Annotated in this window: 29 protein-coding genes and 1 tRNA gene; 20 read left to right on the top strand and 10 right to left on the bottom strand. The window is 66.5% G+C overall.

What is annotated here, in order from left to right; all coding sequences use genetic code 11:
• Positions 1-120 precede the first annotated feature (120 nt).
• Both pgl and edd read left to right on the top strand, forming a co-directional pair.
• Entirely contained in the window at positions 121-828 is a 708-nt protein-coding gene (pgl, locus tag HZY97_RS03175) for a 6-phosphogluconolactonase (protein WP_180140503.1), read from the top strand.
• A 145-nt stretch (positions 829-973) separates the two neighbouring features.
• On the top strand, positions 974-2,797 hold the full coding sequence (gene edd / locus HZY97_RS03170; RefSeq protein ID WP_180140501.1) for a phosphogluconate dehydratase: 1,824 nt from the start codon (positions 974-976) through the stop codon (positions 2,795-2,797).
• 143 nt (positions 2,798-2,940) lie between these two features.
• Here edd and HZY97_RS03165 read toward each other — a convergent pair whose 3' ends face one another.
• Positions 2,941-3,609: an OmpW family protein gene (locus HZY97_RS03165; protein ID WP_180140499.1), complete on the bottom strand. Its 669-nt coding sequence runs from the start codon at positions 3,607-3,609 to the stop codon at positions 2,941-2,943.
• Positions 3,610-3,793: 184 nt separating this feature from the next.
• Here HZY97_RS03165 and glk point away from each other — a divergent pair, with 184 nt between their 5' ends.
• The 3 genes from glk to HZY97_RS03150 all read left to right on the top strand — a co-directional run bounded on the left by glk (position 3,794) and on the right by HZY97_RS03150 (position 5,960).
• Positions 3,794-4,762, top strand: coding sequence for a glucokinase (gene glk / locus HZY97_RS03160; RefSeq protein WP_180140497.1), 969 nt, complete (start codon positions 3,794-3,796; stop codon positions 4,760-4,762).
• A 14-nt stretch (positions 4,763-4,776) separates the two neighbouring features.
• Complete coding sequence (gene eda / locus HZY97_RS03155; protein ID WP_257214914.1) at positions 4,777-5,367, top strand: bifunctional 4-hydroxy-2-oxoglutarate aldolase/2-dehydro-3-deoxy-phosphogluconate aldolase; 591 nt, start codon at positions 4,777-4,779, stop codon at positions 5,365-5,367.
• A gap of 125 nt (positions 5,368-5,492) precedes the next feature.
• Entirely contained in the window at positions 5,493-5,960 is a 468-nt protein-coding gene (locus HZY97_RS03150) for a group III truncated hemoglobin (RefSeq protein WP_218942855.1), read from the top strand.
• A 7-nt stretch (positions 5,961-5,967) separates the two neighbouring features.
• Here the strand turns inward: HZY97_RS03150 and mltG are convergent, their stop codons facing one another.
• The 7 genes from mltG to fabD form a co-directional block, all read right to left on the bottom strand.
• Positions 5,968-6,903 (bottom strand): endolytic transglycosylase MltG, encoded by a 936-nt coding sequence (gene mltG / locus HZY97_RS03145; RefSeq protein WP_373684304.1) that lies wholly within the window; start codon positions 6,901-6,903, stop codon positions 5,968-5,970.
• 79 nt (positions 6,904-6,982) lie between these two features.
• On the bottom strand, positions 6,983-8,242 hold the full coding sequence (fabF, locus tag HZY97_RS03140) for a beta-ketoacyl-ACP synthase II (protein ID WP_180140493.1): 1,260 nt from the start codon (positions 8,240-8,242) through the stop codon (positions 6,983-6,985).
• Positions 8,243-8,406: 164 nt separating this feature from the next.
• A complete protein-coding gene (locus tag HZY97_RS03135; RefSeq protein ID WP_180140491.1) occupies positions 8,407-8,655 on the bottom strand; it encodes an acyl carrier protein in 249 nt (82 codons plus the stop codon).
• Between the two features lie 110 nt (positions 8,656-8,765).
• On the bottom strand, positions 8,766-9,302 hold the full coding sequence (locus HZY97_RS03130; protein ID WP_180140489.1) for a hypothetical protein: 537 nt from the start codon (positions 9,300-9,302) through the stop codon (positions 8,766-8,768).
• A 66-nt stretch (positions 9,303-9,368) separates the two neighbouring features.
• Positions 9,369-9,872 (bottom strand): hypothetical protein, encoded by a 504-nt coding sequence (locus HZY97_RS03125; RefSeq protein ID WP_180140487.1) that lies wholly within the window; start codon positions 9,870-9,872, stop codon positions 9,369-9,371.
• Between the two features lie 23 nt (positions 9,873-9,895).
• Positions 9,896-10,636 (bottom strand): 3-oxoacyl-[acyl-carrier-protein] reductase, encoded by a 741-nt coding sequence (fabG, locus tag HZY97_RS03120; protein WP_180140485.1) that lies wholly within the window; start codon positions 10,634-10,636, stop codon positions 9,896-9,898.
• Positions 10,637-10,660: 24 nt separating this feature from the next.
• Positions 10,661-11,596 (bottom strand): ACP S-malonyltransferase, encoded by a 936-nt coding sequence (gene fabD, locus HZY97_RS03115; RefSeq protein ID WP_180140483.1) that lies wholly within the window; start codon positions 11,594-11,596, stop codon positions 10,661-10,663.
• 227 nt (positions 11,597-11,823) lie between these two features.
• On the opposite strand from fabD, the gene HZY97_RS03110 reads away from it, so the two are divergent.
• From HZY97_RS03110 to HZY97_RS03070, 9 genes are all read left to right on the top strand, one after another.
• On the top strand, positions 11,824-12,159 hold the full coding sequence (locus tag HZY97_RS03110) for an RcnB family protein (protein ID WP_180140481.1): 336 nt from the start codon (positions 11,824-11,826) through the stop codon (positions 12,157-12,159).
• A gap of 131 nt (positions 12,160-12,290) precedes the next feature.
• A complete protein-coding gene (locus HZY97_RS03105) occupies positions 12,291-13,250 on the top strand; it encodes a hypothetical protein (RefSeq protein ID WP_180140479.1) in 960 nt (319 codons plus the stop codon).
• Between the two features lie 206 nt (positions 13,251-13,456).
• Positions 13,457-13,855, top strand: a complete 399-nt coding sequence (gene rpsF, locus HZY97_RS03100) for a 30S ribosomal protein S6 (protein ID WP_180140478.1) — start codon at positions 13,457-13,459, stop codon at positions 13,853-13,855.
• Positions 13,856-13,868: 13 nt separating this feature from the next.
• A complete protein-coding gene (gene rpsR / locus HZY97_RS03095; RefSeq protein WP_010543816.1) occupies positions 13,869-14,093 on the top strand; it encodes a 30S ribosomal protein S18 in 225 nt (74 codons plus the stop codon).
• Positions 14,094-14,106: 13 nt separating this feature from the next.
• Positions 14,107-14,718: a 50S ribosomal protein L9 gene (gene rplI, locus HZY97_RS03090; protein ID WP_180140476.1), complete on the top strand. Its 612-nt coding sequence runs from the start codon at positions 14,107-14,109 to the stop codon at positions 14,716-14,718.
• A 401-nt stretch (positions 14,719-15,119) separates the two neighbouring features.
• Complete coding sequence (locus HZY97_RS03085; protein ID WP_373684276.1) at positions 15,120-15,656, top strand: CAP domain-containing protein; 537 nt, start codon at positions 15,120-15,122, stop codon at positions 15,654-15,656.
• A gap of 118 nt (positions 15,657-15,774) precedes the next feature.
• Positions 15,775-16,485: a CAP domain-containing protein gene (locus HZY97_RS03080; protein ID WP_180140473.1), complete on the top strand. Its 711-nt coding sequence runs from the start codon at positions 15,775-15,777 to the stop codon at positions 16,483-16,485.
• A gap of 192 nt (positions 16,486-16,677) precedes the next feature.
• A complete protein-coding gene (locus HZY97_RS03075; RefSeq protein ID WP_180140471.1) occupies positions 16,678-16,965 on the top strand; it encodes a hypothetical protein in 288 nt (95 codons plus the stop codon).
• Between the two features lie 8 nt (positions 16,966-16,973).
• On the top strand, positions 16,974-17,312 hold the full coding sequence (locus HZY97_RS03070) for a hypothetical protein (protein ID WP_180140469.1): 339 nt from the start codon (positions 16,974-16,976) through the stop codon (positions 17,310-17,312).
• A 10-nt stretch (positions 17,313-17,322) separates the two neighbouring features.
• Here the strand turns inward: HZY97_RS03070 and mutL are convergent, their stop codons facing one another.
• Positions 17,323-19,110 carry a DNA mismatch repair endonuclease MutL gene (gene mutL / locus HZY97_RS03065; RefSeq protein ID WP_180140468.1) on the bottom strand — a complete coding sequence of 596 codons (1,788 nt, stop codon included), beginning with the start codon at positions 19,108-19,110 and terminating at the stop codon, positions 17,323-17,325.
• A 148-nt stretch (positions 19,111-19,258) separates the two neighbouring features.
• Between mutL and HZY97_RS03060 the strand changes: the two genes are divergently transcribed.
• From HZY97_RS03060 to HZY97_RS03035, 6 genes are all read left to right on the top strand, one after another.
• Positions 19,259-20,299: a rod shape-determining protein gene (locus tag HZY97_RS03060; RefSeq protein ID WP_180140466.1), complete on the top strand. Its 1,041-nt coding sequence runs from the start codon at positions 19,259-19,261 to the stop codon at positions 20,297-20,299.
• Between the two features lie 86 nt (positions 20,300-20,385).
• Positions 20,386-21,222, top strand: coding sequence for a rod shape-determining protein MreC (gene mreC, locus HZY97_RS03055; RefSeq protein WP_373684275.1), 837 nt, complete (start codon positions 20,386-20,388; stop codon positions 21,220-21,222).
• Positions 21,222-21,731, top strand: coding sequence for a rod shape-determining protein MreD (gene mreD / locus HZY97_RS03050; RefSeq protein ID WP_180140462.1), 510 nt, complete (start codon positions 21,222-21,224; stop codon positions 21,729-21,731). The genes mreC and mreD overlap by 1 nt, the downstream gene beginning before the upstream one ends.
• A complete protein-coding gene (gene mrdA, locus HZY97_RS03045) occupies positions 21,731-23,764 on the top strand; it encodes a penicillin-binding protein 2 (protein WP_180140460.1) in 2,034 nt (677 codons plus the stop codon). Before mreD ends, mrdA begins: the two co-directional genes overlap by 1 nt.
• Positions 23,764-24,897 (top strand): rod shape-determining protein RodA, encoded by a 1,134-nt coding sequence (gene rodA, locus HZY97_RS03040; protein ID WP_180140459.1) that lies wholly within the window; start codon positions 23,764-23,766, stop codon positions 24,895-24,897. The genes mrdA and rodA overlap by 1 nt, the downstream gene beginning before the upstream one ends.
• A 100-nt stretch (positions 24,898-24,997) precedes the next feature.
• Positions 24,998-25,073, top strand: a tRNA-Lys gene (locus tag HZY97_RS03035).
• 83 nt (positions 25,074-25,156) lie between these two features.
• Here the strand turns inward: HZY97_RS03035 and HZY97_RS03030 are convergent.
• Complete coding sequence (locus tag HZY97_RS03030) at positions 25,157-25,507, bottom strand: DUF1622 domain-containing protein (RefSeq protein ID WP_180140457.1); 351 nt, start codon at positions 25,505-25,507, stop codon at positions 25,157-25,159.
• Positions 25,508-25,514 lie beyond the last annotated feature (7 nt).

Below are 25,514 nucleotides of genomic sequence, written 5' to 3'. Positions count from 1 at the left end.
TTCAGGGTCCAACGTGCCGCAGGCGACGGTTTCCCAAGCGGAGCCTTGGATGCTGAAACAAGTTCAGCATGACGATGATTTTTGAACCCTGGATACCCACCTGAAGCGCAAGGAAAGAACATGACGACCGAAATCGAATGGTGGGACTATGACGATGCCGACGAGATGGCCGAGGCCGTCGCGGGGGATATCGGCTTCATCATCGAGAGCGCGATCGATGCGCGCGGCGCGGCGGTGATCGCGCTGGCGGGCGGCAAGACCCCGCTGCCGATCTACGAGAAGCTGGTGAAGGCGAAGATCGACTGGAAGCGCGTGACGATCATCCCCGGCGATGATCGCATCGTGCCGCTCGGCGATCCGCTTTCGAACGTCACCGCGATCGGCAAGATCTTCATCCCCAAGGGCGCGCGGGTGATCCCGCTCGTCTCGGACAAGGCGCCCGACTACAAGGCCGCGGGCCGCTCGGCCGATGCGCTGCTTCAGGACGTGCACTGGCCGCTCGACCTCTGCCTGCTCGGCATTGGCGGCGACGGGCATTGCGCCTCGATCTTCCCCGGCCCCGACTATGATGAAGCGCTCAACGGCCCGAAGGAGCGCCGCGCACTGGGCGTGATGCCCGATCCGCTGCCGCCCGAGGCCCCGGTTGCCCGCGTGACGCTGTCGCGCTCGGCGATCACCACGGCGCGCGCGCTGATGATCGCGATCACCGGCGACACCAAGAAGGAAGTGCTCGAAGCGGCGATCGAACAGGGCGCGTCGTCGTCCTACCCGGTCGGTCGCGTGCTCGCCGATGTCGAGCTGCCGGTGGATATTCACTGGGCGGCGTGATGCATCCCTGCTGTTCCCCGGCGGAGGCCGGGGCCCAGTTGCGATGATTTTCGAGAGGTTCGGGCACCTCAGTTACCAGCCCGAGACTGGGCCCCGGCCTTCGCCGGGGAGCAGCTATTGCAGATAGTGCAAGCGGAATAGGCATATGACCCAGCTCCACACCGAAATCGCCGCCGTCACCGATCGCGTCATCGAGCGCTCGAAAGCGAAGCGCCGCGCCTATCTCGCTCTGGTCGATACCGAGCTCGCCTCGGGCAATGACCGGCCCAAGCTCGGCTGCGCCAACCTTGCCCATGCCTATGCCGGCACCGACGAGCAGCGCGACGAGCTCAAGGCCGGCAAGAAGATGAACATCGGGATCGTGACCGCCTACAACGACATGCTGTCGGCGCATGCGGTCTATTATCGCTACCCCGAGCAGATGAAGATCTGGGCGCACGAGGCCGGCGCTACGGCGCAGGTCGCGGGCGGCGTGCCGGCGATGTGCGACGGCGTCACCCAGGGCTATCAGGGCATGGAGCTGTCGCTGTTCAGCCGCGACACGATCGCGCTGAGCACCGCGGTCGCCCTCTCCCACCGCACCTTCGAAGGCGCGGCGCTGCTCGGCATCTGCGACAAGATCGTGCCGGGGCTGCTGATGGGCGCGCTGCGCTTCGGGCATCTGCCGATGGTGATGGTGCCGGGCGGGCCGATGCGCTCGGGGCTGGCCAACAAGGAAAAGGCCAAGATCCGTGAGCTGTACGCGGAAGGGAAAGTCAGCCGCGACGAGCTGCTCGACGCCGAGATCGCGGCCTATCACTCGAAGGGCACCTGCACCTTCTACGGCACCGCCAATTCGAACCAGATGATGATGGAGGCGATGGGCCTGCACATGCCGGGCGCGGCCTTTGCCAACCCGGGCACCAAGCTGCGCCAGGAGCTGACTCGTGCCGCCGTCCACCGGCTGGCGGATATCGGCTGGAACGGCGAGGATTATCGCCCGATCGGCCATGTCGTCGACGAGAAGACGATCGTCAACGCGGCGATCGTGTTGCTGGCGACGGGCGGCTCGACCAATCACCTGATCCACGTCCCGGCCTTCGCACGGGCGGCGGGGATCACGATCGACTGGGACGATTTCGACCGGCTCTCGCGCATCGTGCCGCTATTGGCGCGCGTCTATCCGAACGGCTCGGCCGACGTGAACGGCTTCGAGGATGCCGGCGGGCCCAGCTTCGTGATCCGGGAGCTGCTCGGCGCCGGGCTGATGCATGGCGACACGCTGACCGTCGGCAAGGGCGGCATGGCCGATTATGGCCGCAAGCCCGAAATGGCGGGCGACGCGCTGGTATGGACCGATCACGGCGCGCAGAGCGGTGACGACACTATCGTGCGCACCGCAGCCGAGCCCTTCTCCCCCGAGGGCGGCTTCCGCATCCTCAAGGGCAATCTGGGGCGCGCCTGCATCAAGGTCTCCGCCGTCGAGCGCGATCGCTGGACGATCGAGGCGCCGTGCCGTGTGTTCCAGGACCAGGCCGAAGTGCAGGAAGCCTTCAAGGCCGGCGAACTGGATCGCGATATCGTGGTGGTCGTCCGCTTCCAGGGGCCCAAGGCGAACGGAATGCCCGAGCTGCACAAGCTGACCCCGCCGCTGGGCGTGCTGCAGAATCGCGGCTTCAAGGTCGCGCTGGTGACCGATGGCCGCATGTCGGGCGCGAGCGGCAAGGTGCCGTGCGCGATCCATCTCAGCCCCGAGGCGCTGGGCGGCGGCCCGATCGGCAAGCTGCGCACCGGCGACATCGTCCGCGTCTGCGCCGAGGAAGGCGTGCTGACGGCGCTGGTCGATCCGGCCGAGTGGGATGCCCGCGAACAGGCCGAGACGCCGCCGCCGGCGATCGGCACCGGCCGCGAGCTGTTCGCGATGCTGCGCCACCACTGCGACGAGGCCGAAAAGGGTGCCTCGGCGATGCTGGCGGAAGCCGGGCTGTAACTGCTTCCCCTCCCTGAAAGGGAGGGGATCGAGGGGTGGGTAGCGCCTGGCGATACGGCTTCGTGTCGCCTGCCCCGCCTGCATAGTGGGCATTCCACCCACCCCCAGCCCCTCCCTTTCAGGGAGGGGAGTTTTCCGCTCCCCTAGAAGCGGAAGCCGACACCCGCGCCGAACACGAACGGATCGAGGCTGACATTGACCTTGTTGACCGCGCCGCCGGTGGTGAGGCGCGCGGTGGTGTCGATGTCGATGAACTTCACGTCGAGATTGACGAAGACCTTCTTCGTGATGTCGACGTCGACGCCGGCCTGGAGCGCATAGCCAAAACTGTCGTCGAGCTTCACCTTGGTGGCGCCGAGCGCGGCGTTGAGCGAATCGGACGCGCCGCTCGAATAGAAGATCGTGTAGTTGACGCCGGCGCCCACGTACGGCCGGACATGGCTTTTCGGCGCGAAATGATATTGCAGCGTCAGCGTGGGCGGCAGCGCCCAGGTGTCCGCCACCTTGCCGAGCCCGGCGATCGCGCCGGTGCCCTGGATATTGTGCCTGGTGGTCGAGACGATCAGCTCGGCGCTAATATGATCGGTCGCCATATAGGTGAAGTCGACCTCGGGCATGTAGCCGTTATCGACCTTGACCGAGCCGGTGGGTACGCCCGGCTGGATCGGCCCGGCCTTTTCGGTAGGCGCGACCAGGATGGTGCGCAGGCGGACGAGCACGTCGCCGGCCCCGATGCCGGTCTCCTCCTGCGCCTGCGCGGGCATGGCGATGCCGGCGGCGAGTGCCAGTGCGAGGGGAATAGCGCGGCGCATCTTCGGTCTCCTTGATTGAGGAGGCCGCGTTACGCTCGCACGGGGCCGCAGGGTTTGACGCCGCGCAAAAGGCTTTCCGGGTGATTTGGCGATGCCGCTTTACTTCCGCGGCGGTAACCTAGAGAAGGGCGCCGACAACGCTGCCATACCCAAGGTGGCGCGTGGAGAGGCGTGAGGAGAAGGCATGGAAGTCGTCGCGGTCGATATCGGCGGGACGCATGCCCGCTTTGCCGTCGCAGAAGTCGCGAATGGCCGCGTCGTCTCGATCAGCGAGCCGATCACGCAGAAGGTTGCCGAACATCCGAGCCTCCAGCTCGCCTGGCAGGCTTATGGCGAGGCGCTCGGCCGGCCGCTGCCCAAGGCGGCGGCGCTGGCGGTGGCATCGCCGGTGGGCGGCGACATCATCAAGCTGACCAACAATCCCTGGATCATCCGCCCTGCCCTGATCCCCGAGCGACTGGGCGCCGATACCTGGACTGTGGTCAACGACTTCGCGGCGATCGGCCATGCCGTGGCGCAGATGGGCAGCGAACATTTCCTGCATCTGTGCGGGCCCGACGAATCGCTGCCGGACAGCGGATCGATCACCGTCTGCGGACCGGGCACCGGCCTCGGCGTGGCGCAGGTGTTCCGCCACCGCGCCGGCTATGACGTGATAGCCACCGAGGGCGGGCATAGCGATTTCGCGCCGCTCGACCCGATCGAGGACGCGCTCGTGAAGCGGCTGCGCAAGACCTATACCCGCGTCTCGAAGGAGCGCGTGGTCGCCGGCCCGGGCATCGTCGCGCTGTACGAGACGCTGGCCGAGCTCGAGGGCAAGCCGGTCCATAGGCTCGACGACAAGGCGATCTGGACGCTGGCGCTGGAAGGCAAGGACGAGCTGGCGGTGGCCGCGCTTGACCGCTTCTGCCTGAGCCTGGGCGCGATCGCGGGCGACCTGGCGCTGTGCCACGGACCCAGCGGTGTCGTAATTGCCGGCGGTCTGGGGTTGCGCTTGAAGGACCATCTGTTGCAGTCGGGCTTCGGCCAGCGGTTCGTCGCCAAGGGCCGGTTCCAGGGTCTGATGTCCTCCATTCCGGTGAAGCTCATCACGCACCCGCAGCCGGGCCTGTACGGTGCCGCCGCGGCGTTCGCGCAGGAGCACGCACTTTGAATATCGAAGCCATCATGCAGACCGCGCCGGTGATCCCGGTGCTCGTGATCGAAGACGCCGCCACGGCGCGCCCGCTGGCGGAGGCGCTGGTGAAGGGCGGCCTGCGCGTGCTCGAAGTGACGCTGCGCACCGAGGCGGCGCTCGAAGCGATCGCCGAGATGAAGAAGGTCGAAGGCGCGATCGTCGGCGCGGGCACGGTCGTGAACACCGACCAGTTCGAGCAGGTGATGAAGGCCGATGCCGAGTTCATCGTCTCGCCGGGCCTGACGGACCGCCTGGGCGACGCGATCGTCCGCAGCGGCGTGCCGTATCTGCCGGGCATCGCGAATGCGGGCGACATCATGCGTGGGCTCGATCTCGGGCTGACGCACTTCAAGTTCTTCCCGGCGGAGACGTCGGGCGGCCTCAAGGCGCTGAAGGCGCTGGCTGCGCCCTTCTACCAGTGCAAATTCTGCCCGACCGGCGGCATCTCAGCGGCAACCGCGCCGGAGTGGCTGGCGTTCGACCCGATCCTTTGCGTCGGCGGCTCCTGGGTGACGCCGAAGGGTGCGAGCTACGAGCAGGTCGAGGCGCTGGCGCGCGAGGCGGCGGCACTGCCGCGCTGAGCCGCGCTTTCGGGTACAAATTGGGGCGGGTCGCTATCCGGCGGCCCGCCCCATTTCGTTCCGCCGCTGATGCTGGGACCGAATGTCCCATTTCCATCGCGGGCCGCCGTCCCCAGATAGCGGCAATGGAGAAGACCGGCACCCCATCCCCCCACGCGACCGCGATGCGCGACGAGAAGCGGCGCGCGGCGGCCGAAATGGGGATCGACGATGCGTTCGTCTCCGAGTTGGTCGACCGCTTCTACGGGCGCATCCAGGCTGATCCGGTGCTCGGGCCGATCTTCGGCGCGCGGATCACGGATTGGGCGCCGCATCTGGCACAGATGAAGCGCTTCTGGCGCTCGGTCCTGTTCAGCAGCGGCGAATATCTCGGGCGGCCGATGCCGCTGCATCTGGCGATACCCGGGCTCGACAAGGCGATGTTCGCGCGCTGGCTCGACCTGTTCGCCGCGACTTTGGCCGAGATCGGCGGCGGGGATGCCGCCGAGCATGTCCACGAACGCGCCCGAATGATCGCCAACAGCTTCCTCAACGGGATCGCGATCCACCATCACGGGCAGATGGGACTGAAGCCGGGCGAAGGGTTCGCCTGACGGCTTCTTACATCTCGCCGCGTGCCCGCCGGATCGCGTACCATTTCTGCACATTGGCGTTGTGCTGCTCGAGCGTGTCGGCGAACACATGGCCGCCTGTCCCGTCCGCGACGAAATAGAGCGCAGAGGAGTTCGCCGGATCGAGCACCGCGTCGATGCTGGCGCGGCCCGGATTGGTGATCGGGCCTGCGGGCAGGCCAGTCATCTCATAGGTGTTGTAGGCGTTCTTCGCGTGCACTTCGGAGAGCAGCGGACGGCGGCCCAGCGGCTTGCCCTTGGTGATCGGGTAGATGAAGGTCGGGTCGGCCTGGAGCATCATGTTCTGGCGCAGGCGGTTCGAATAGACCGCGGCGACCGTCTTGCGCTCTTCCGACTTGCCGGTTTCCTTCTCGACGATCGAGGCCAGCGTCAGCGCGTCGCGCGGGTCGTTGACTGCGATGCCGGGCTTGCGGGCCTCCCAGGCGCGGGCGAGGTAATTGACCATCGCCTTCTGCATGCGATCGAGCACCGCCTGGCGGGTATCGCCGCGATTATAGGCATAGCTGTCGGGCAGCACGGTGCCTTCGACCGGCACTTCGATCTCGCCGCTCAGCTGGGGCGCCTTCATCAGCGTCTCGTAGACGACGATCGAGGGCGTGCCCTCAGGGATCGTGACGAAGCGCTGGAGCGTGCGGCCGCCCTGCATCATCTTGAGGATGTCGGACTGGCTGAGCCGCGCGGGCACGCGATATTCGCCCGCCTTGATCGGATCCTTGCTGCCAAGGATCTTGGCGAGCACGAGGAACTGGCGGGCCGAACCGATCGCACCGGCCTTTTCGAGCTCGGTCGCGGCGCGCGACAGGCTCGAGCCTTCGGGGATCAGGACCGAGATATTCTGCCGCGCCGGTCCCGCTCCGCCCCAGAGCTGGAGCACGCCCATGCCGAGCGCGACCAGCACCAGGATCGCGACGAGCAGCGCACAGCCGCCCAGCCGCCGCTTGCGCGGCTTCCGGGCGGGCTTGGCTGCCGGCGCAGATGTGTCCTCAGACAGCCTTCATCACCAGGCTGGCATTGGTGCCGCCGAAGCCGAACGAGTTGTTCAGCACGGCCTTCACCTTGCGCTCCTTGGCCTTGTGCGGGACGAGGTCGATGCCCGCGCAATTCTCGCTCGGATTGTCGAGGTTGAGCGTCGGCGGGACGATCTGGTCGCGCAGTGCGAGGATGCAGAAGATGCTCTCTACCGCGCCGGCACCGCCCAGAAGGTGGCCGATCGCCGACTTGGTCGAGCTCATCGAGAGATCGCCGATCGCATTGCCGAACAGGCGGCGAACCGCGCCCAGCTCGAGCTCGTCGCCGAGCGGCGTCGAGGTGCCGTGCGCGTTGATGTAGTCGATGTCGGAGAGGTCGAGGCCCGACTTCTTCACTGCCATCTGCATCGAGCGGAACGCACCCGAACCTTCCGGATGCGGCGCAGTGACGTGATAGGCGTCGCCCGACAGGCCATAGCCGACGACTTCGGCATAGATCTTCGCGCCGCGCGCCTTGGCGTGCTCATATTCCTCGAGCACGACGATGCCCGCGCCCTCGCCCATGACGAAGCCATCACGGTCCTGGTCCCAGGGGCGGCTGGCGCGCCACGGCTCGTCGCGGAAGCTGGTCGACAGCGCGCGTGCCTGGCCGAAGCCGGCAATGCCGATCGGGCAGATCGTCGCCTCGGCACCGCCGGCGAGCATGATGTCGGCATCGTCCATCGCGATCATCCGCGCGGCGTCGCCGATCGAATGGGCGCCGGTCGAGCAGGCGGTGACCACGGCGTGATTCGGGCCCATCAGGCCGTATTTGATGCTGACCTGGCCCGAGATCAGGTTGATCAGGCGGCCATGGACGAAGTGCGGCGAGACGCGCTTCGGGCCTTTTTCGGCGAGCACGAGCGATTCGCTCTCGATGCCCGGCAGGCCGCCGATGCCCGAGCCGATCGAGCAACCGGCGCGGAAGCGGGTCGCCTCGTCCATGTCGAGCAGACCGGCATCCTCGATCGCCTGGCCGGCGGCATCGATGCCGAAGATGATGAACGGATCGACCTGGCGCTGGACCTTGTGGTCGACGCGCTTGTTCGGATCGAAGCCATATTCATGCTCCGGACCCTTCACTTCACAGGCATAATTGCTGTGGAAGTCGGTCGCATCGAAGCGGGTGATCGTGCCCGCGCCAGACTTGGCGGCGATGATGTTCTTCCAGGCTGTCTCGACATCGGCACCCAGCGGGGTGACGAGGCCAAGGCCGGTGACAACTACACGGCGCATCCGCTTTCTCCGTCAAACTTCAAATTCTTGCCCGGAAGCTCCTGAAAAATCAGGCTTCCCAGGCCATAAACAAAACGGCTCCCCGCCCAACTCTTTTCGAGCCCGGGACGGGGAGCCGCTGATTCAAGCTCGGCCCATAAGGGCGCGATCGTCCGGATGGACGATCAGCCCGCCTGGTGCTCGGAGATGTAGTTGACCGCGTCGCCGACGGTGCTGATCTTCTCAGCCGCATCGTCGGGGATCTCGACGCCGAATTCTTCTTCGAACGCCATCACCAGCTCGACGATGTCGAGGCTGTCTGCGCCCAGATCGTCGATGAAGCTCGCCGTCAGCGTGACATCATTCTTGTCGACGCCGAGGTGATCGACAACGAGCGCGGTCACGCGGGTGGTGATCTCTTCCTGAGTGGCCATGGTCCCTGTTTTCCTTTGTAGCTAGGGGCTCAATCGTTGGAACGCACCTAGATCGCACATGGTGCCGTTGCAAGAGGGTGCGCACCCGCACCGTAACGTTAGGCTTATCCTCAGGCCTGCGAAAACTGCCACGCAGAATAGCGCACGGTGCTGAGGAAGAGGAAATATTTGTTGAGAAGTGCGGCGTTGGCGCGGGTCTGCTTCGCCTCGTCGGTGACCGAGGCGATAACCAGGCCCTGCATCTCCACCGTGGTGAGCGGGCGGTTCTGCGTGTCCTCGGGCAGCCCGTCGAACTGCGCTTCGAGCGCACCGGTATCGAACCCCTGCGCGACGACGGCCTTTTCGGCGATCGGCTGGCCGAGCTTGGCGAGCGTGTAGACGCGCGCGGCTTCCAGCGCCGCATCGGACCATTTATTCTCGGTCGCGCATTCCTTGGCGGCGATCGAGATGCCGCTGCCCACCGCCGCATCATAGGTAGGGCGCACCGCGGTGGCATCCTCCATGTTACGGGTGATGTCGGTCGTGATCTGCGCGGTGAGCGCGGGCTTGAGCTTGCCGATCACGCAATCGATCGTCGCGAGATCGGCGGCATGGGCCGGCATGGCCGTGACGAGTACGCCGAGGGTAGCAAGGACGAGACTACGCATGCACTTCAACTCCTGGTCCCCGGGGCACAAGCATCGCCGCCGCGCGGCCTTTGCACAAGCCCCGGATCACTTTCCGGCGGTGAGCAGTACCGGAACCGCGTCGATAATGTTGAGCAGGCCGACATAGCGGCCGATCACGGGTGCGCCTTCCGCCGTAATCTTCACCCCCTTGGCGCCGAGATGGCTGAAGATGGCGACGACTTCCTCGCGAGCGAGCTGCTGCCGACGCCTCGCCTCGGGGAGCGCGCGATAGGCCGCTTCGATGGCATCCGCATCGAACCCCGCCTCGAGCATGGCCTTGCGCGCGTCGGACAGCCCCGAGCGGGCAATGGTATAGCGCGCGACGAACTCGGCCTGTTGCGCCGACCAGTGATTCTCGGACTGGCACCCCGGCATGGGTGACAGGTTGGACAGGGTGTCGCCCCCGAACGTGCCGGTCCTGACCATGCCCACGGCCGTATCGGCCAGCCCCGCGCGCTGGCCTGCCGTCAATCGGTCCAGCACGCAATCGGCCGGGCTATGCGCCTGTTGCGCCAAAGCCAGCCCGAGCGCGATTCCGAAAGCCAGCATGATATCTCCTCCCCGTTCAGGGCTCAGAGCATCGCCATACCGCCGTTCACATGCAAGGTCTGGCCAGTGACATAGCCGGCTTCCTTGCTGGCGAGATAGACGACGGCGGCGCCGATATCCTCCCCGGTGCCGAGGTCGCCGGCCGGGATGCGGGTGAGCAGCGCGGTCTTCTGCGCCTCGGGCAGCACGTCGGTCATCGCCGAGCGGATGAAGCCCGGGGCGACGCAGTTCACCGTCACGTTGCGGCTGGCCAGTTCCTGGGCGACTGCCTTGGACATGCCGACCAGGCCGGCCTTGGACGCGGCGTAGTTGGCCTGGCCCGGGTTACCCGTCGCGCCGACAACCGAGGTGATCGAGATCATGCGGCCGAATCGGGCCTTCATCATCGGCTTGGCGGCGGCGCGGATCAGGCGGAAGGCGGCTTCGAGGTTCACCGTGATGACCTGGTCCCACTCCTCGTCCTTCATCCGCATGGTGAGGTTGTCGCGGGTGACGCCGGCATTGTTGACGAGGATGTCGAGCTTGCCGCCGAGCGCCTCGACCGCCTGGGGGACGAGCGCGTCGACCTGCGCCGCGTCGGACAGGTTGCACGGGAGCGCGACATGGTCGCCGCCCAGTTCGGCGCGGAAGGCCTCGAGCTTCTCGACATTGCTGCCGGAGATGGCGAGCCGGGCGCCCTGCGCAGCGAGCGCCTTGGCCACCGCGGAGCCGATACCGCCCGAGGCGCCGGTGACGAGGGCGGTCATGCCAGTGAGGTCGAACATTGGTCTTCTCCTATTCGGGGCCAGTTAGAGGCTCTTCACGAGCGCTTCGATGTCGTCCATCGACACCACGCTCACCGGTGCGGCGTCGGGGGTGATACGCTTGACCATGCCACCCAGCACCTTGCCACCAAACTCGACATAGTCGGTCACGCCCGCGGCGAACATCGCCAGCACCGATTCGCGCCAGCGGACCATGCCGGTGACCTGCTCGACGAGCAGCGCGCGGATTGTGTCGGGGTCGGCGACGGGCGCGGCGGTGACATTGGCGTAGACGGGCACGAACGGCGCCTGGATCGCGACGGCGGCGAGCGCCTCGGCCATCGCATCGGCGGCAGGCTGCATCAGCGGGCAATGGAAGGGCGCGGAGACGGGCAGGAGCAGCGCGCGCTTGGCGCCCATTTCCTTGGCGATCGGCAGCGCGCGCTCGACCGCCTCGCGGTGGCCCGAGATCACGACCTGCGAGGGATCATTGTCGTTGGCGACGGTGCAGACCTGGCCCTCGGCCGCGGCATCCGCAATTGCCTGGGCCTTTTCGCGGTCGGCGCCGAGGATCGCGGCCATCGCGCCGACGCCCACCGGGACGGCGGCCTGCATCGCGTCGCCGCGGACGCGCAGCAGCCGGGCGGTGGTGGCGAGATCGAAGGCACCTGCGGCGCACAGCGCGGTATATTCGCCGAGGCTGTGGCCGGCGACGAAATCGGCCTTGTCGGCGAGGCGGATGCCGCCTTCCTTCTCGAGCACGCGCAGCACCGCGATGGCATTGGCCATGATCGCCGGCTGGGCGTTGGCGGTGAGGGTCAGCTGGTCCTCGGGACCCTCGGTCATCAGCTGGAACAGCTTCTGGCCCAGCGCGTCATCGACTTCCTGGAAGACTTCGCGCGCCACGGCGCTCGCGTCGGCGAGGGCCTTGCCCATGCCGACGGCCTGGCTGCCCTGTCCGGGGAAGATGAAGGCGCGCATGTCTCTCTCCTAAATCGGCGACGCTTGATTGGGGGCGCGGGTTAGAACCCTGCCCTGCCCGACGCAACCCTGCGGCGCTCTGCCGCGAAGATGAACGCTCGGGACAGGATTGCGAAACATTGCGACCATTTCGCAATGCCCGAGACAAACGTCTGCGACACGCGGTCCCCAAATTGACCTCAACGCCGGAGCCAACCGGCGCCAGAGAGAGAAAGAGGAGTGCAGTCATGAAGAAGTTCATTATCGCCGCCGCACTGGCTTCGATGGTCGCCACCCCGGTGCTCGCCGCAGCACCGCAGCAGTATCACGGCCGTCCGCCGGTGCAGAAGGTGGTGGTCAAGAAGAAGGTCGTCGTCGCCAAGCCGACTTATCGCAGCTGGCACAAGGGCGACCGCTTCGACAGCCGCTATGCGCGCAACTATCGCCAGGTCGACTATCGCCACTATCGTGGCCTGAAGGCCCCGCCGCGCGGCTATCGCTATGTCCAGTCGGGCAATGACGCGGTGCTGGTCGGCATCACCTCCGGCATCATCGCCGCGGTGTTCGCGAACGCGATCCGCTAAGACGATCGCCTGACAAAGCATGAAACGGCAGGGCCCATGCCCTGCCGTTTTACAACTATGAGAAGAATCCGACTCCTCGTTTCGCCTGCGTTAGTGTTATGGTTAACGCAATCGACTGGGAGGAGTGCAGGATGTTCCGGGCAGCCCTTACGGCCCTAGCCGTCGCCATGCTCATGCCGTTCGCGGCGCAGGCAGATGACCGCAATGACGGCAGCCTCTCCCCCGATTTCGAGGGCCAGGTCGCCTATTTCGGCAATTATACCGGCAAGACATCGGTCACCGCCGATCAGCGCCGGCGCGACCAGGGCCCCTGCCCCTATCAGGACCAGCGCTGCTACCAGCAGATCGTCGGCGGCGGCGTGAAGGTCGTACTCAGCTTCGACGGCGAGCATGTGACCGGCTTCTATTACTCGGTCGGCGGGTTCGAGGGGCCGAACGGGCTGCGCGAAGGCACGCTGATCGGGCGGCGCACCTCGGTGGGCTGCGAACTCTACGAGGCGGACGGCACGATGTGGCAGGCGACGACCTGCGGCAGCAAGGGCTTCCAGGGCCAGATCGTCTCGGTGCGCGGCATCCCCAAGCAATCCGAAGTGAGCTTCTCCACCGTCGGCATGTTCATGCGCGACACCGGCTGGATCTCGAAGCTGGGCGAGGAGGAAGCGCGGCGCGACCGGCGGATTAACTGGCTGAGCCAGAAGATCGACGGCGTCGGCGCGGCGGAGAGCCGCTTCCGCGCCGCGGTCGAGCTCGACAGCTATTCGCGCCACTTCCGCGGCATCGACATGGGCCGCGTCTCTGAGCCGGTCCAGTCGGGCAAGCGCAAGAAGAACCGCGAATGGTATCTCGACAGCAGCTATACCCGCCAGGACGGCAGCACCGGCAACATCCGCGGCGTGATGTTCAACGACCGGCTACGCTGCCTGTCCTGGGATGACGAGGCCTGCGGGCCGATCCATCCGCCGGCGGACTTCCCCAAGCCGCGGCTCGACGATGACGGGGGCTGGCTCTCGCGCAGCCCGGCGCCGATCGTAGTCGGCAGCGAACCGCCCCGCCCGCAGCCGCGGCCGCGCGGGAGTGGCGAGCGCTACTAGTTAGTTCGTCAGCCGCGCGAAGGCGACGGTTATTGGGCGCACGGGTGGGCAAAGCAGTTGCCTTCCCTCTCTGCCTCCGCTATGCGCGCCCCTTCGTTCGGGTCGGGAAGCGATTCCCGCTCGTGCGAATCATTGCACGACGACAGCCGGAGGGGCGTTGCACATGGGGTGCACGTCAGCGATCGGCCAAGGATGGAAGAGAACGCATGGCTCTGTACGAGCACGTGTTCCTTGCGCGCCAGGATCTGGCACAGGCGCAAGTGGACGCACTGGCGGAAGCCGCCACCAAGATCATCGAGGACAATAACGGCAAGGTCGTGAAGACCGAGACCTGGGGTCTTCGTTCGCTCGCCTACCGCATCGCGAAGAACCGCAAGGCGCATTACGTGATGCTCGAAATCGACGCCCCCGCGGGTGTCGTCGCCGAGCTCGAGCGCCAGACGCAGATCAACGAAGACGTGATCCGCTACATGACCGTCAAGGTCGATGAGCTGGAGCAGGGTCCGACCGTGATGATGCGCAAGGGCCAGGACCGTGAGCGCGGCCGCGGCCGTCGTGATCGCGACGATGCCGGCGGCAACACCGGTTTCGGCGGCGGCGAATAAGGAGATATAGACCATGGCACGCCCGTTTTTCCGCCGTCGCAAGAGCTGCCCCTTCTCCGCGAAGGACGCTCCCCGGATCGACTATAAGGACGTCCGTCTGCTGCAGGGCTTCGTCTCTGAGCGCGGCAAGATCGTCCCGTCGCGCATCACTTCGGTGAGTGCGAAGAAGCAGCGCGAGCTGGCCCAGGCCATCAAGCGCGCCCGCCACCTGGGCCTGCTGCCCTACATCGTTAAGTAAGGAGCGCAGACTCATGGAAGTCATTCTGCTTGAGCGCGTTGAGAAGCTCGGCGCCATCGGCGACGTCGTGACGGTGAAGGACGGGTTCGCCCGCAACTTCCTTCTCCCGAACAAGAAGGCGCTCCGCTCGAACGCCGCCAACCGCAAGGTTTTCGAAGCCAACCGCGCGCGCATCGAAGCCGACAACGCTTCGCGCCGTTCGGACGCGGAGAAGGAAGCCGGCACGTTCAACGACGTTTCGGTCACCCTGATCCGTCAGGCATCGAACGCCGGCCATCTCTATGGTTCGGTCGCCGTGCGTGACCTGGTCGAGGCGCTCGTCGCCGACGGCCACAAGGTCAACAAGGCGCAGGTCGTTCTCGACAAGCCGATCAAGTCGATCGGCGTGTACGAGATCCGCGTCGCGCTGCACCCCGAGGTGTCGGTATCCGTCAAGGTCAACGTCGCCCGCTCGCCGGAAGAGGCCGAGATGCAGTCGCAGGGCGTCGACGTGATGGCCGCGATGTTCGAGAAGGAAGAAGCCGGCTTCGTTGAGGATTACGATCCCAACGCCGAGCCGGGCGCGACCGCCGAAGTTCGTGAGGAGGCTCCGGCCGCCGACGAAGGCGAGACCGCCGAGGGCTGATCGCCTTTCGCGAGGAAAAAAGAAGGGCCGTCCCGGGTTGCCGGGGCGGCCCTTTTCCTTGGTGCGACCACCGAGGGAACTGAATAACCTAGTATATCGGCGTGCCTCTCAAGTAACGCCGCAGCGTTACGGGCACGAAACGCAGGCGCCGATTACCGCAACCAGCGGGATCAGGGCGAGCATCACTGGGAAAACCTTAGCCATTTCAACCCGGACCTTTTCTGTCGCTCGGGGTATAAAACGAGCTCAATCGACCAAGGTTGCAGCTTACGTTAATCTTTTGTTCGGCAGGCATTCACCTCGAACGGGTTTATGAGGGGGCGATGCTGTCTCTCCTTCCCCTGACACTGGCCCTGGCGCCTTTGCACTCCGCCCCCGCCCAATCGGGAATCGAGAGTGCCGTGCTCGCAGAGATCAACTTCGCGCGCACCCGGCCCCGCGACTATGCCGAGCGGCTCCGCCAGTATCGCAAATACTTCAAGGGCAAGATCGTCTGGTATCCCGGCAACCCCACCGGGCTGCGCACCAGCGAAGGCACGCGCGCAGTGGACGAGGCGATCCGCTTCCTCGAGCGCCAGGCGCCGCTGGCACCGATCGCTTCCGCCGATCTGCTCGCCCGCGCCGCGCGCGATCATGCCCGCGAGCAGGGTCCGAACGGCGCGACCGGGCATATCTCCGCCGATGGCGGCAATCCGCGCACGCGGGTCCAGCGCCGCGGCGGTGGGGACTATGTCGCCGAGGTGATCACCTATGGTCCGCCGAGCGCCGTCGAAGTGGTGCGCCAGCTGATCGTCGACGATGCCGTGCCCGGGCGCGGACACCGCAAGACTCTGTTCGCCGCCGAGATGGTTTATGCGGGCGTCGCCTGCGGGCCGCACCGCGATTACCGGGTGATGTGCGTGGCAGATCTCGGCCGCAAGCCGGACGGACGGCCCTAGGCCTAAGGTTAACTCCCGAATATCCGCTTGCCTTCTCAAGCGGTTAAGCCAGTATCGCTACCGGTGAGATATACGGACGGGCGCGGGGCCCGTGCCGGCTCCGGGGGGAGCGCCACACATGATTGCCAAGGGCCGTCTTGCCGCCGCGCTGGGCGCGTGCGCCTTGCTGTTGCCGAGCGTCGCTGCCCATGCCGGCGAGCGCGCCACCGACATTTCGCGGCTTGAGCGCGATGTGCTCACCGAGATCAACTATGCCCGCCAGCATCCGCGCGAATATGCCGAGCAGCTTCGCGACTATCGCCGCTATTTCGATGGCCGCGTGCTGTTCCTGCCGGGCGATCCCAATGGCGTGATCACCAATGAGGGCCTCGACGCAGTGGACGAGGCGATCGACTTTCTCGAGCGCCAGGACCCGCTGCCGGCACTGAGTCGCGGCGAGCTGCTGGTGCTGGCGGCGCAGGACCATGCCGACGACCAGGGTTCGTTCGGTGGCTCGGGCCATGTCTCGCGCGACGGGATGACGCCCGGCGACCGGGTCAAGCGGCGCGGCGGCGACATCTATGTCGGCGAAGGCATCTGGTATGGCAGCGGCGATGCCGGCGCAGTGGTGCGCAGCCTGATCGTCGACGACGGCGTGCGCTCGCGGGGGCATCGCGCCTTGCTGTTCCAGTCGGACTTCCGCTTCGCCGGGGTGGGCTGCGGTGCGCATCGCCGCTTCGGCAATATCTGCGTGGTCGATTTCGCCGGCACCGCCGATGGCTCGCCGCTGGTGCCCGCCTGGGCGAAGGCGCGCGGCGGCCAGATCTTCCGGATGCCGGCCAAGCGCTGATACCGGGTTTACCGATGCCCCCGGCATAGCCGCTCCCCGGCGCAGGCCGGGGCCCAGCTGCAATGTCGCTCGAGAGGTTTGACCGCCCCAATCAGCGACGCCGAGACTGGGCCCCGGCCTTCGCCGGGGAACATAAGGGTGCGACGCAAGCCGGATTGCCAGATGCTCACTTATCAGTGAGGATCGCGGGCGATGGGGTATCTAGTGCTGTTCCTGGCCGGAGCGCTGCTTTGCAACGCGATCCCGCATCTCGCCGCCGGCCTGCGCGGCGAGCCCTTCCCCACCCCCTTTGCCCGCCCGCGCGGCGTGGGGCTCTCCTCGCCGCTGATGAACTTCTATTGGGGCACCGCGAACCTGCTGATCGGGATCTCGGCGCTGCTCAGCTATCCGCTGAAGGACTATGGCGTGTGGCCGGTGATTGCGGGGTGGCTGGTGCTGGGGAGCTATTGCGCGTGGCACTTCGGGCGGGTGCGGCGGTAGATAGCAAGATGAAGCTCAGCGGACAGTTTAGCGGGGCATTACGGACCTTCGCGTTCTGGATCGCCAATCGCTCGGTCGGCAATCCCGTGCTCGAAGGCGTCGACTATTCCTGCATCTTCGAAGAGCCAGGCGCGCTCGAGCAGGCCTTTGCGATCTTCGCCAATGTCATCGAGATCGACGAGCGGGGCGGTGTCCTCAATGCGAAATGGGCAGAGCACAGGGCAGCCCAATACATCCTGCAATATGTGACCGGCAAGGCACCGGAGCCCCCATTCGAGATTTGGGAAACCGAGCTCCACGGGCCGCCGCCCAGGGTGGATCCTCTGCCCTGGCCGACATCCGTCTAGCTGCCCTCCTTCACTTCCTCCCGAACAGCTTCTCGATATCGCCGTGCGCCAGCTTCACCCAGGTCGGGCGACCGTGGTTGCACTGGCCCGAATGCGGCGTGACTTCCATCTCGCGGAGCAGCGCGTTCATCTCGGCAACCGAGAGCACGCGCCCTGCCCGCACCGAGCCGTGGCAGGCCATGGTCGCGGCGACATGGTCGAGCTTTTCCTTGAGGCTGAGCGCCTCGTCGAAGCTGGCGAGCTCGTCGGCGAGATCGGTGACCAGCGCGTGGACGTCGCCCTTGCCGAGCGCGGCGGGGACGGCGCGGACGAGCATGGCGCGCGGGCCGAAGCGCTCAAGGTCGAGGCCGAATTCGGAGAGTTCGGCGACGCGGGCTTCGAGACGATCGCAGCCGGGCTCGTCGAGTTCGACCACTTCGGGCACCAACAGCCCCTGCGAGGCGACGCCGTCCTCCGACATTGCCCGGCGCATCCGCTCGAGGACGAGGCGTTCGTGTGCGGCGTGCTGGTCGACTAGGACCAGTCCGTCCTCGGCTTCGGCGACGATATAGGTCTTGGCGACCTGGCCGCGCGCGACGCCGAGCGGATGCTGGACGCTCTGCGGCACGGGCTCGACCGCGACTTCGGCGCGGGCGAGCGGCGGCGGGGCACTGAAGCTCGGGCGGCGGTCGTGGACGCTGGCATAGTTATACTGCGGCGCCGGGCTGTAGGCAGGCGCGGCGGAAGGTTCTGCGTCCCATAGCTGGGGCGCCGGCGCGACCGGTTCGCTGGTCCACATCCCCAAAGCTGCCTCGCTCGGGCGCTGGACGCTGCGGTGGCCGGCCTCGTCGAGCGCACGGCGCAGGCCCGAGACGATCATGCCGCGGATCAGCGCCGGATCGCGGAAGCGGACCTCGGTCTTGGCGGGGTGGACGTTGACGTCGACCTGGTCGGCGGGGACGTCGAGGAACAGCGCCACCACCGGATGACGGTCGCGCGCGAGCATCTCGGCATAGGCGCCGCGCAGGGCGCCGATGAGAAGGCGATCCTTCACCGGGCGGCCATTGACGAAAAGATATTGGTGGTCCGCCACGCCGCGATTGAAGGTCGGCAGGCCGGCGACGCCGCCGAGGAACACCCCTTCCCGCTCGAAATCCACCGCAACGCTGTTCTCGGCGAGCGCGCGGTCGGTGAGGCCGGCGACGCGCTCGGGGCTGGTCTCGCCGCCCTGGACCTGCAGCGCCTTGCGCCCGTCATGCTCGACCGAGAAGGCGATGTCGGGCCGGGCCATGGCGAGGCGCTTCATCACATCGAGGCTGGCGGCATATTCGGCGCGCGGCGAGCGCAGGAACTTGCGGCGCGCGGGAACGCGGCCGAACAGCTGCTCGACTCGCACGCGGGTGCCCGGCGGCAGCGCGGCGGGGCCTTCGGAGACCACCGCGCCATTATCGACCACGCGGCTCCAGCCCTCTGCCCCGCGCACCCGGCTTTCGAGGCTCATTCGCGCGACGCTGGCGATCGAGGGCAGCGCTTCGCCACGGAAGCCCAAGGTGGTGACCTGGTCGATCTCGTCATCGGGCAGCTTGGAGGTGGCATGACGCTCCAGCGCGAGCGCCATTTCCGCCGGCGACATGCCGCAGCCATCGTCGGTCACTTCGATCAGATCGGTGCCGCCACCCGCCAGTTTCACGGCGATCCGGGTCGCTCCCGCGTCGATTGCGTTTTCGACCAGTTCTTTCAGCGCGCTGGCAGGGCGTTCGACCACTTCTCCTGCTGCTATTCGGTTGACAAGATGCTCGGGCAGACGGCGTATTGACATGGTCGTTGCTCTAGCCCAAGCGGCGGCATCCCGCGACCCCAACCGCATCGCACCAGGCCGGATTTTTCAGTCCGACCCGGAGGGGGCCGCACTAGAATTTTGTGAAGAGCTGCGCGGCGGGCGCCCGCGCCGCAGGACGGAACCATAAATGGCATTTTCCCGCTTCTTCAATTTCATGTCGCACGACATGGCGATCGATCTCGGCACCGCGAACACGGTGGTATATCTGCGCGGCCGCGGCGTCGTGCTCAACGAACCGTCGGTGGTCGCAGTCGAGACGCTGAACGGCGTCAAGAGAGTCAAGGCAGTCGGTGACGACGCCAAGCTGATGATGGGCAAGACCCCGGGCAGCATCGAGGCGATCCGCCCGCTGCGCGATGGCGTGATCGCCGACATCGACATCGCCGAAGAGATGATCAAGCACTTTATCCGCAAGGTGCACGGCCAGCGGCGTTTCATGCGCTGGCCGCAGATCGTGATCTGCGTCCCCTCGGGCTCGACCTCGGTCGAGCGCCGCGCGATCCGCGACGCGGCGTCGAACGCCGGCGCCTCGCAGGTCTGGCTGATCGAGGAGCCGATGGCGGCCGCGATCGGCGCCGACATGCCGGTGACCGAGCCGATCGGCTCGATGGTCGTCGATATCGGCGGCGGCACCACCGAAGTCGCCGTGCTCTCGCTGCGCGGCCTGGCCTATTCCACTTCGGTCCGTGTCGGCGGCGACAAGATGGACGAGGCGATCGTCTCCTACGTGCGCCGCAACCATAATCTGCTGATCGGCGAGGCCACGGCCGAGCGCATCAAGCAGGAAGTCGGCATCGCCAAGCCGCCCGCGGACGGCATCGGCCAGACGATCCACATCAAGGGGCGCGACCTGGTCAACGGCGTTCCCAAGGAAATCCAGATCAACCAGGGCCAGATCGCCGAGGCGCTCAGCGAGCCCGTCGGCACGATCGTCGAAGGCGTGCGCATCGCACTCGAGAACACCGCGCCCGAGCTGGCGGCGGACATCGTCGACCAGGGCATCGTGCTCACCGGCGGCGGCGCGCTGCTGCAGGGCATCGACGAAGTGCTCCGCGACGAGACCGGCCTGCCCGTGACGATCGCCGAGGACCCGCTGACCTGCGTGGCGCTCGGCACCGGCCGCGCGCTCGAGGATCCGGTGTTCCGCGGCGTGCTGATCCAGGTCTAAGCGAGAGGTAAGGGGAGATGGCGCCGCCACGCAACCGGCGCCCGGGGTTTTCGCGACGGGCGCAATACGGGCTCTTCCTGGGTTATGTGGGCGTCGTCGGCGGCATGCTGATCGGCGTGGCATTGCTGCTGCTCTCGACGTTCAACCCGCCCGCCTTCTCGGCGGTGCGGGGGTTCTTTTCGGAGATCACCACGCCCGTCGCCAGCGGCTTCACCTGGGTGCGTACCAGCGTGGCGGGCGTGCCTTCGGGTGTCTCCTCCTACTGGAACGTGCGCGGCGAGAATGCGCGGCTGAAGAAGGAGCTCGCCGATAACGCGCTGCTCGTCGGCCGGGCGCGCACGCTCAACCAGGAAAACCGGCATTTGCGCGACATGCTCAAGCTGCGCGACGTCTCCACCGATGCGGTGGTGGCGGCCCGGCTGGTGGCGAGCTCGGTAGCGAGCACGCGCCGCTATGCCACGCTCAACGCCGGCGGCTGGCAGGGCGTGAAGGTCGGCCAGCCCGTCCGCCAGCCCGACGGGCTGATCGGCCAGGTGATCGAGACCAGCCCCAATACCGCGCGCGTGCTGCTGATCGTCGATTCGGAGAGCATCGTGCCGGTGCGCCGCACCCGCGACGGCCTGCCCGGCATCGCCACCGGCCGCGGCGACGGGCTGCTGGACATTCGCTCGGCGAGCGTGGCGACGATGATCTTCCAGCCGGGCGACACTTTCGTCACTTCGGGCACTGGCGGCATCTTCCCGCCGAACATCCCGGTGGCGCGCGTGATCCGTACCTCGCGCGACATCGCGGTGGCCGAACCCTCGGCCAATCCCGACGCGCTCGACTTCGCGCTGGTCCAGGCGACCTTCCTGCCCGACCCGACGCCCGCCCCTACCCCCAAGCCCTCGGCCAGCGCCAAGCCCAACGCCGAGCTGAAATAATGGCGGCGGACTTCATCCCGCTCGGCCGCCGCGAGAAGATGCCGCGCAGCCTGTGGCTGGCACCGCTCTCGGTGGTGCTCGGCTCGCTGACGACGCTGCTGCCGATGGTCGCCACCGTGCCGTTCCTGCCGCCGTTCGGGCTGATGATGATGCTCGCCTGGCGACTGGTGCGCGGCGATTCGATGAAGGTGTGGATGCCGGTGCCGCTCGGCTTCTTCGACGATATGATGAGCGGACAGCCGCTCGGCAGCGCGATGCTACTCTGGTCTGCCTCGGTGCTGATGATCGATGTGCTCGACACCAGGCTGGTGTGGCGCGATTTCTGGCAGGATTGGCTGATCGCCAGCGGCGCGATTGCATTCGTGCTGATTGCCGGCCGGCTGGTCGCCTCTCCCTTTGCCGCGCATGTCGATACCGCGCTGCTTATCCAGATTTGTGTATCCGCCGCGCTCTTTCCCGTAATCGCGCGCTTCTGCGCGTGGCTGGATCGGGATAAGAAGCGACAATAATGGTACGGATCACCGAGGCAGCGCAGGCTTATAGTTTCTCCCGCCGCGCGCTGGTGCTGGGCGGGTTGCAGGGCGCTGCGGCATTGGTGCTGGCCGGGCGGATGACCTGGCTCGCCGTTTTCGAGAACGAGCGCTACCGGCTTACCGCCGAGAGCAACCGCGTGCGCCTGACGCTCACGCCGCCGCGGCGCGGCTGGATCATCGACCGCGCCGGCATCCCGATCGCCAATAACCGCACGGCATTTCGCGTCGACCTTATTCCCGACCGGATGGAGGACAAGGAAAAGACGCTGGGCATGCTCCAGCAGATCCTGAGCCTCTCCGAAGAAGACACGTCACGGATCCGCACCGATCTGAAGCGCGCCGCCGGATTCCAGCCGGTGCAGGTGTCGGACAGCCTGACCTGGGAGCAGTTCGCCGCGGTAAGTGTGCGCGTGCCCGAGATGCCGGGCGTGCAGCCCACCCGCGGCTTTTCGCGCAACTATCCGCTGGCGGCGGGCGTAGCGCATCTCGTGGGCTATGTCGGCACTGCTTCCGCCGAACAGTATAAGAAGGACAAGGACCCGCTGCTCGTCGCCCCCGGCTTCAAGCTGGGCAAGGACGGGCTGGAGAAGACGCTGGAAGACCGGCTGCGCGGCACGCCGGGCGCCAAGCGCGTCGAGGTCACTGCGCATGGCCGGCTGGTCAAGGAGCTCGCCACGCGGCCGGATTCGCCCGGCGAGACGGTGAAGCTGACGATCGACGCGCTGCTCCAGGAATATGTCGCGCGCCGGATGGGCACCAATTCGGGCTCGGCGGTGGTGATCGACGTGAGCAATGGCGACATCCTCGCCATGGTCTCGATGCCTGCCTACGACCCCAACAGCTTTTCCGACGGCATCAGCCGCAACGAATGGAAGATGCTGAGCGAGGACGATCACGTCCCGCTGATGAACAAGGTGCTGCAGGGCCTGTATCCCCCGGGCTCGACAGTGAAGCCGATGAACGGCCTCGCGCTGATGCATGCGGGCGTGGACCCCACCGCGCGGGTGGTCTGCTCGGGCGCGATGCGCGTCGGCAATGGCATCTTCCACTGCCACAAGAAGAGCGGCCACGGCCCGCTCGACCTCAAGAACGCGATCATGCAGAGCTGCGACATCTATTTCTACGAAATGGTGCGCCGCGTGGGTTATGATGCGGTGGCGCCGATCGCGCGCTCGATGGGGCTTGGCCAGAAGTTCGACCTGCCCTTCTCCACCCAGCGCTTCGGCACCGTGCCCGACAGCGCCTGGAAGCTGAAGCGCTACAAGCAGCAATGGACCGTGGCGGACTCGCTCAACGCCTCGATCGGCCAGGGCTATGTGCTCGCCAACCCGCTCCAGCTCGCGGTGATGGCAAGCCGGCTCGCCTCGGGGCGCCAGCTGGTTCCCAGGCTGATCGCCGACGCGCCCTACCAGCAGGCAGCGCCGCTCGCCGCCACCCCTGAGCAGCTTGCGATCATCCGCGACGCGATGTTCGGCGTGATCAATTCGGGCGGCACCGGCGGCGCGGCGCGGATCCAGGTCCAGGGCCTGACGATGGCGGGCAAGACCGGCACGGCGCAGGTCCGCCGCATCACCATGGCGGAGCGGGCCTCGGGCGTGCTCAAGAATGCTTCGCTGCCATTCAAGCTGCGCGACCACGCGCTGCTCGTCTGCTTCGCGCCAGCGGACAATCCCAAATATGCCGCCGGCATCGTGCTCGAGCATAACGGCCACACGGTCCGAAATCTCGACACGCCGATGATCGGCCGCGACATCATGACCTTCCTGTTCGACCGCAAGGTGGCGATGGACTCGCTCCACCGCGAGGAACCGACCTGGGGCGGCGATTACCGGATGCGGGCGGCCGAGCAGGCCAGGGCCTTTGAAGTGACGCAGAACGCGCCGCCGCCGGAAGCGCCGGAAGATGCAGCCGAGGCGGCGAGCAACGTCGCTTCGGAGGCGGCCAACGCCACCACCAGCAACACCGTAGACAGCAGCGCAGCCGAACGCGGCAGCGTGGAGCAGGATTGATGGCGACGCTTCACACCTCCAGCCTGGGCCCTTCGGGCATCGTCCCCGGCCCGCTGGCGCAGCTTCCCTGGCGGATCATCGGCCTGGTGATCCTGATCGGTGCGTTCGACCAGCTCATCCTCTATTCAGCAGCCGGCGGCAGCATGAACCCCTGGGCATTCAACCAGGGGCTGCGCTTCACCGTGTTCCTGGCGATGGCGATCGGCATGTCGCGCGTGCCGGAGAATTGGTGGGCGTTTGGGTCCCTCCCCGCCTATGCCGGGCTGGTGCTTGCGCTGATCGGCGTCGAACTGCTCGGCAAGGTCGCCGGCGGCAGCCAGCGCTGGATCAACCTGGGCTTCATGCAGTTCCAGCCATCCGAGCTGATGAAGCCGATGATCGTGCTGGCGCTCGCGCGCTTCTACGAAATGCTGCCGGTGGGCGAGATCCGCAAGTTCGCCGCGATCTGGCCGGCGGCGGTGCTGATCGGCGTGCCGGCGCTGCTGGTGATCCTCCAGCCCGATCTCGGCACCGCGCTGATGATCTGCTTTTGCGGGGCGACGGTGGTGTTCCTCGCGGGCATCCCCCTGCGCCTGTTCATCGCCGGCGCGCTGCTGATCGCGGTGGCCGCGCCGATCGGGATCAACTTCCTGCATGACTATCAGCGCAACCGCGTGCTGATCTTCCTCGATCCCGAGAGCGATCCGCTGGGCACCGGCTATCACATCAGCCAGTCCAAGATCGCGATCGGTTCGGGCGGCGTGTTCGGCAAGGGCTTCCTGCAGGGCACACAGAGCCATCTCGACTATCTGCCCGAGGGGCATACCGATTTCGCGCTGGCGACGATGATGGAGGAATGGGGCCTGCTCGGCGGCTTCTTCCTGATTGGCGCCTTCGGAATCCTGATCAAATGGGCGATCGGGGTGAGCCTGCGCGCGCAGAGCCGCTTCGGGCGGCTGACCGCGGCGGGCCTGTCGGGCACGATCTTCTTCTACTGCTCGATCAACATGGCGATGGTGATGGGCCTGGCGCCGGTGGTGGGCGTGCCGCTGCCGCTGATCAGCTTCGGCGGCACCGCCGTGATGACCTTCATGATCTGCTTCGGAATCCTCCTGTCGATCGACCGCCAGAGCCGCCGCGTACAGCGCTGGTAATTTTTTCGATTTAGGGGTTTACAAGCCGCGAAGTGCGCCGCTAAAGGCGCTCCTCCACTGCGGAGGCGCACTCACCAAGAGCGCCGAAACAACCCGGAATGGACGCATAGCTCAGTTGGTAGAGCAGCTGACTCTTAATCAGCGGGTCCTTGGTTCGAGCCCAAGTGCGTCCACCATTCCCCACAATGATTTAGCCCAGAGCTCTCAGACGAGAAGCCGCGCGCATTCGAGCCTGGCAACGCTCGCCCACCCCCCGCGACTATTCCGAAGCCCGGGCGCCGCGCTCACGCAGCGTGTCCATGTCGCGGTCGAGGAAATAGTTGAGGAAGGTCCGCACCGCCGCGATCGCGGCGAGCTTGCCGATATCGTCCCAACTGGGTGCCAGCGTGGTCTCGACGATGTCGGCGGCCAGCTGGAACGTCAGGCCGGCAACCAGCCATCGGCCGAAGGCGAGCCATATTGGTCGCAACTGATCTTCCGACGCGTGGGTCAGCATCGATCTGAACAGCCCGATCGCACCCAGCACTGATCCCACCGCGATCGCAGTGATCGCCAGGATATTGACGCCCAGGCCGACATATTCGGCATAGATGTGAGAGGCTTCCTCCACGGCGTTT

This window comes from Sphingomonas sp. R-74633, assembly GCF_013416555.1.
GTDB lineage: Bacteria > Pseudomonadota > Alphaproteobacteria > Sphingomonadales > Sphingomonadaceae > Sphingomonas.
The sequence above is the reverse complement of the archived record's forward strand: the minus strand, read 5'-3'. Positions and strand labels throughout refer to the sequence as shown.

Bases quoted from the DNA above. Each gene is read 5' to 3' on its own strand.
- pgl (WP_180140503.1), top strand. From the start codon at position 121: ATGACGACCGAAATCGAATGGTGGGACTATGACGATGCCGACGAGATG.
- edd (WP_180140501.1), top strand. From the start codon at position 974: ATGACCCAGCTCCACACCGAAATCGCCGCCGTCACCGATCGCGTCATC.
- HZY97_RS03165 (WP_180140499.1), bottom strand. From the start codon at position 3,609: ATGCGCCGCGCTATTCCCCTCGCACTGGCACTCGCCGCCGGCATCGCC.
- glk (WP_180140497.1), top strand. From the start codon at position 3,794: ATGGAAGTCGTCGCGGTCGATATCGGCGGGACGCATGCCCGCTTTGCC.
- eda (WP_257214914.1), top strand. From the start codon at position 4,777: ATGCAGACCGCGCCGGTGATCCCGGTGCTCGTGATCGAAGACGCCGCC.
- HZY97_RS03150 (WP_218942855.1), top strand. From the start codon at position 5,493: ATGGAGAAGACCGGCACCCCATCCCCCCACGCGACCGCGATGCGCGAC.
- fabF (WP_180140493.1), bottom strand. From the start codon at position 8,242: ATGCGCCGTGTAGTTGTCACCGGCCTTGGCCTCGTCACCCCGCTGGGT.
- HZY97_RS03135 (WP_180140491.1), bottom strand. From the start codon at position 8,655: ATGGCCACTCAGGAAGAGATCACCACCCGCGTGACCGCGCTCGTTGTC.
- HZY97_RS03130 (WP_180140489.1), bottom strand. From the start codon at position 9,302: ATGCGTAGTCTCGTCCTTGCTACCCTCGGCGTACTCGTCACGGCCATG.
- HZY97_RS03125 (WP_180140487.1), bottom strand. From the start codon at position 9,872: ATGCTGGCTTTCGGAATCGCGCTCGGGCTGGCTTTGGCGCAACAGGCG.
- fabG (WP_180140485.1), bottom strand. From the start codon at position 10,636: ATGTTCGACCTCACTGGCATGACCGCCCTCGTCACCGGCGCCTCGGGC.
- fabD (WP_180140483.1), bottom strand. From the start codon at position 11,596: ATGCGCGCCTTCATCTTCCCCGGACAGGGCAGCCAGGCCGTCGGCATG.
- HZY97_RS03110 (WP_180140481.1), top strand. From the start codon at position 11,824: ATGAAGAAGTTCATTATCGCCGCCGCACTGGCTTCGATGGTCGCCACC.
- HZY97_RS03105 (WP_180140479.1), top strand. From the start codon at position 12,291: ATGTTCCGGGCAGCCCTTACGGCCCTAGCCGTCGCCATGCTCATGCCG.
- rpsF (WP_180140478.1), top strand. From the start codon at position 13,457: ATGGCTCTGTACGAGCACGTGTTCCTTGCGCGCCAGGATCTGGCACAG.
- rpsR (WP_010543816.1), top strand. From the start codon at position 13,869: ATGGCACGCCCGTTTTTCCGCCGTCGCAAGAGCTGCCCCTTCTCCGCG.
- rplI (WP_180140476.1), top strand. From the start codon at position 14,107: ATGGAAGTCATTCTGCTTGAGCGCGTTGAGAAGCTCGGCGCCATCGGC.
- HZY97_RS03080 (WP_180140473.1), top strand. From the start codon at position 15,775: ATGATTGCCAAGGGCCGTCTTGCCGCCGCGCTGGGCGCGTGCGCCTTG.
- HZY97_RS03075 (WP_180140471.1), top strand. From the start codon at position 16,678: ATGGGGTATCTAGTGCTGTTCCTGGCCGGAGCGCTGCTTTGCAACGCG.
- HZY97_RS03070 (WP_180140469.1), top strand. From the start codon at position 16,974: ATGAAGCTCAGCGGACAGTTTAGCGGGGCATTACGGACCTTCGCGTTC.
- mutL (WP_180140468.1), bottom strand. From the start codon at position 19,110: ATGTCAATACGCCGTCTGCCCGAGCATCTTGTCAACCGAATAGCAGCA.
- HZY97_RS03060 (WP_180140466.1), top strand. From the start codon at position 19,259: ATGGCATTTTCCCGCTTCTTCAATTTCATGTCGCACGACATGGCGATC.
- mreD (WP_180140462.1), top strand. From the start codon at position 21,222: ATGGCGGCGGACTTCATCCCGCTCGGCCGCCGCGAGAAGATGCCGCGC.
- mrdA (WP_180140460.1), top strand. From the start codon at position 21,731: ATGGTACGGATCACCGAGGCAGCGCAGGCTTATAGTTTCTCCCGCCGC.
- rodA (WP_180140459.1), top strand. From the start codon at position 23,764: ATGGCGACGCTTCACACCTCCAGCCTGGGCCCTTCGGGCATCGTCCCC.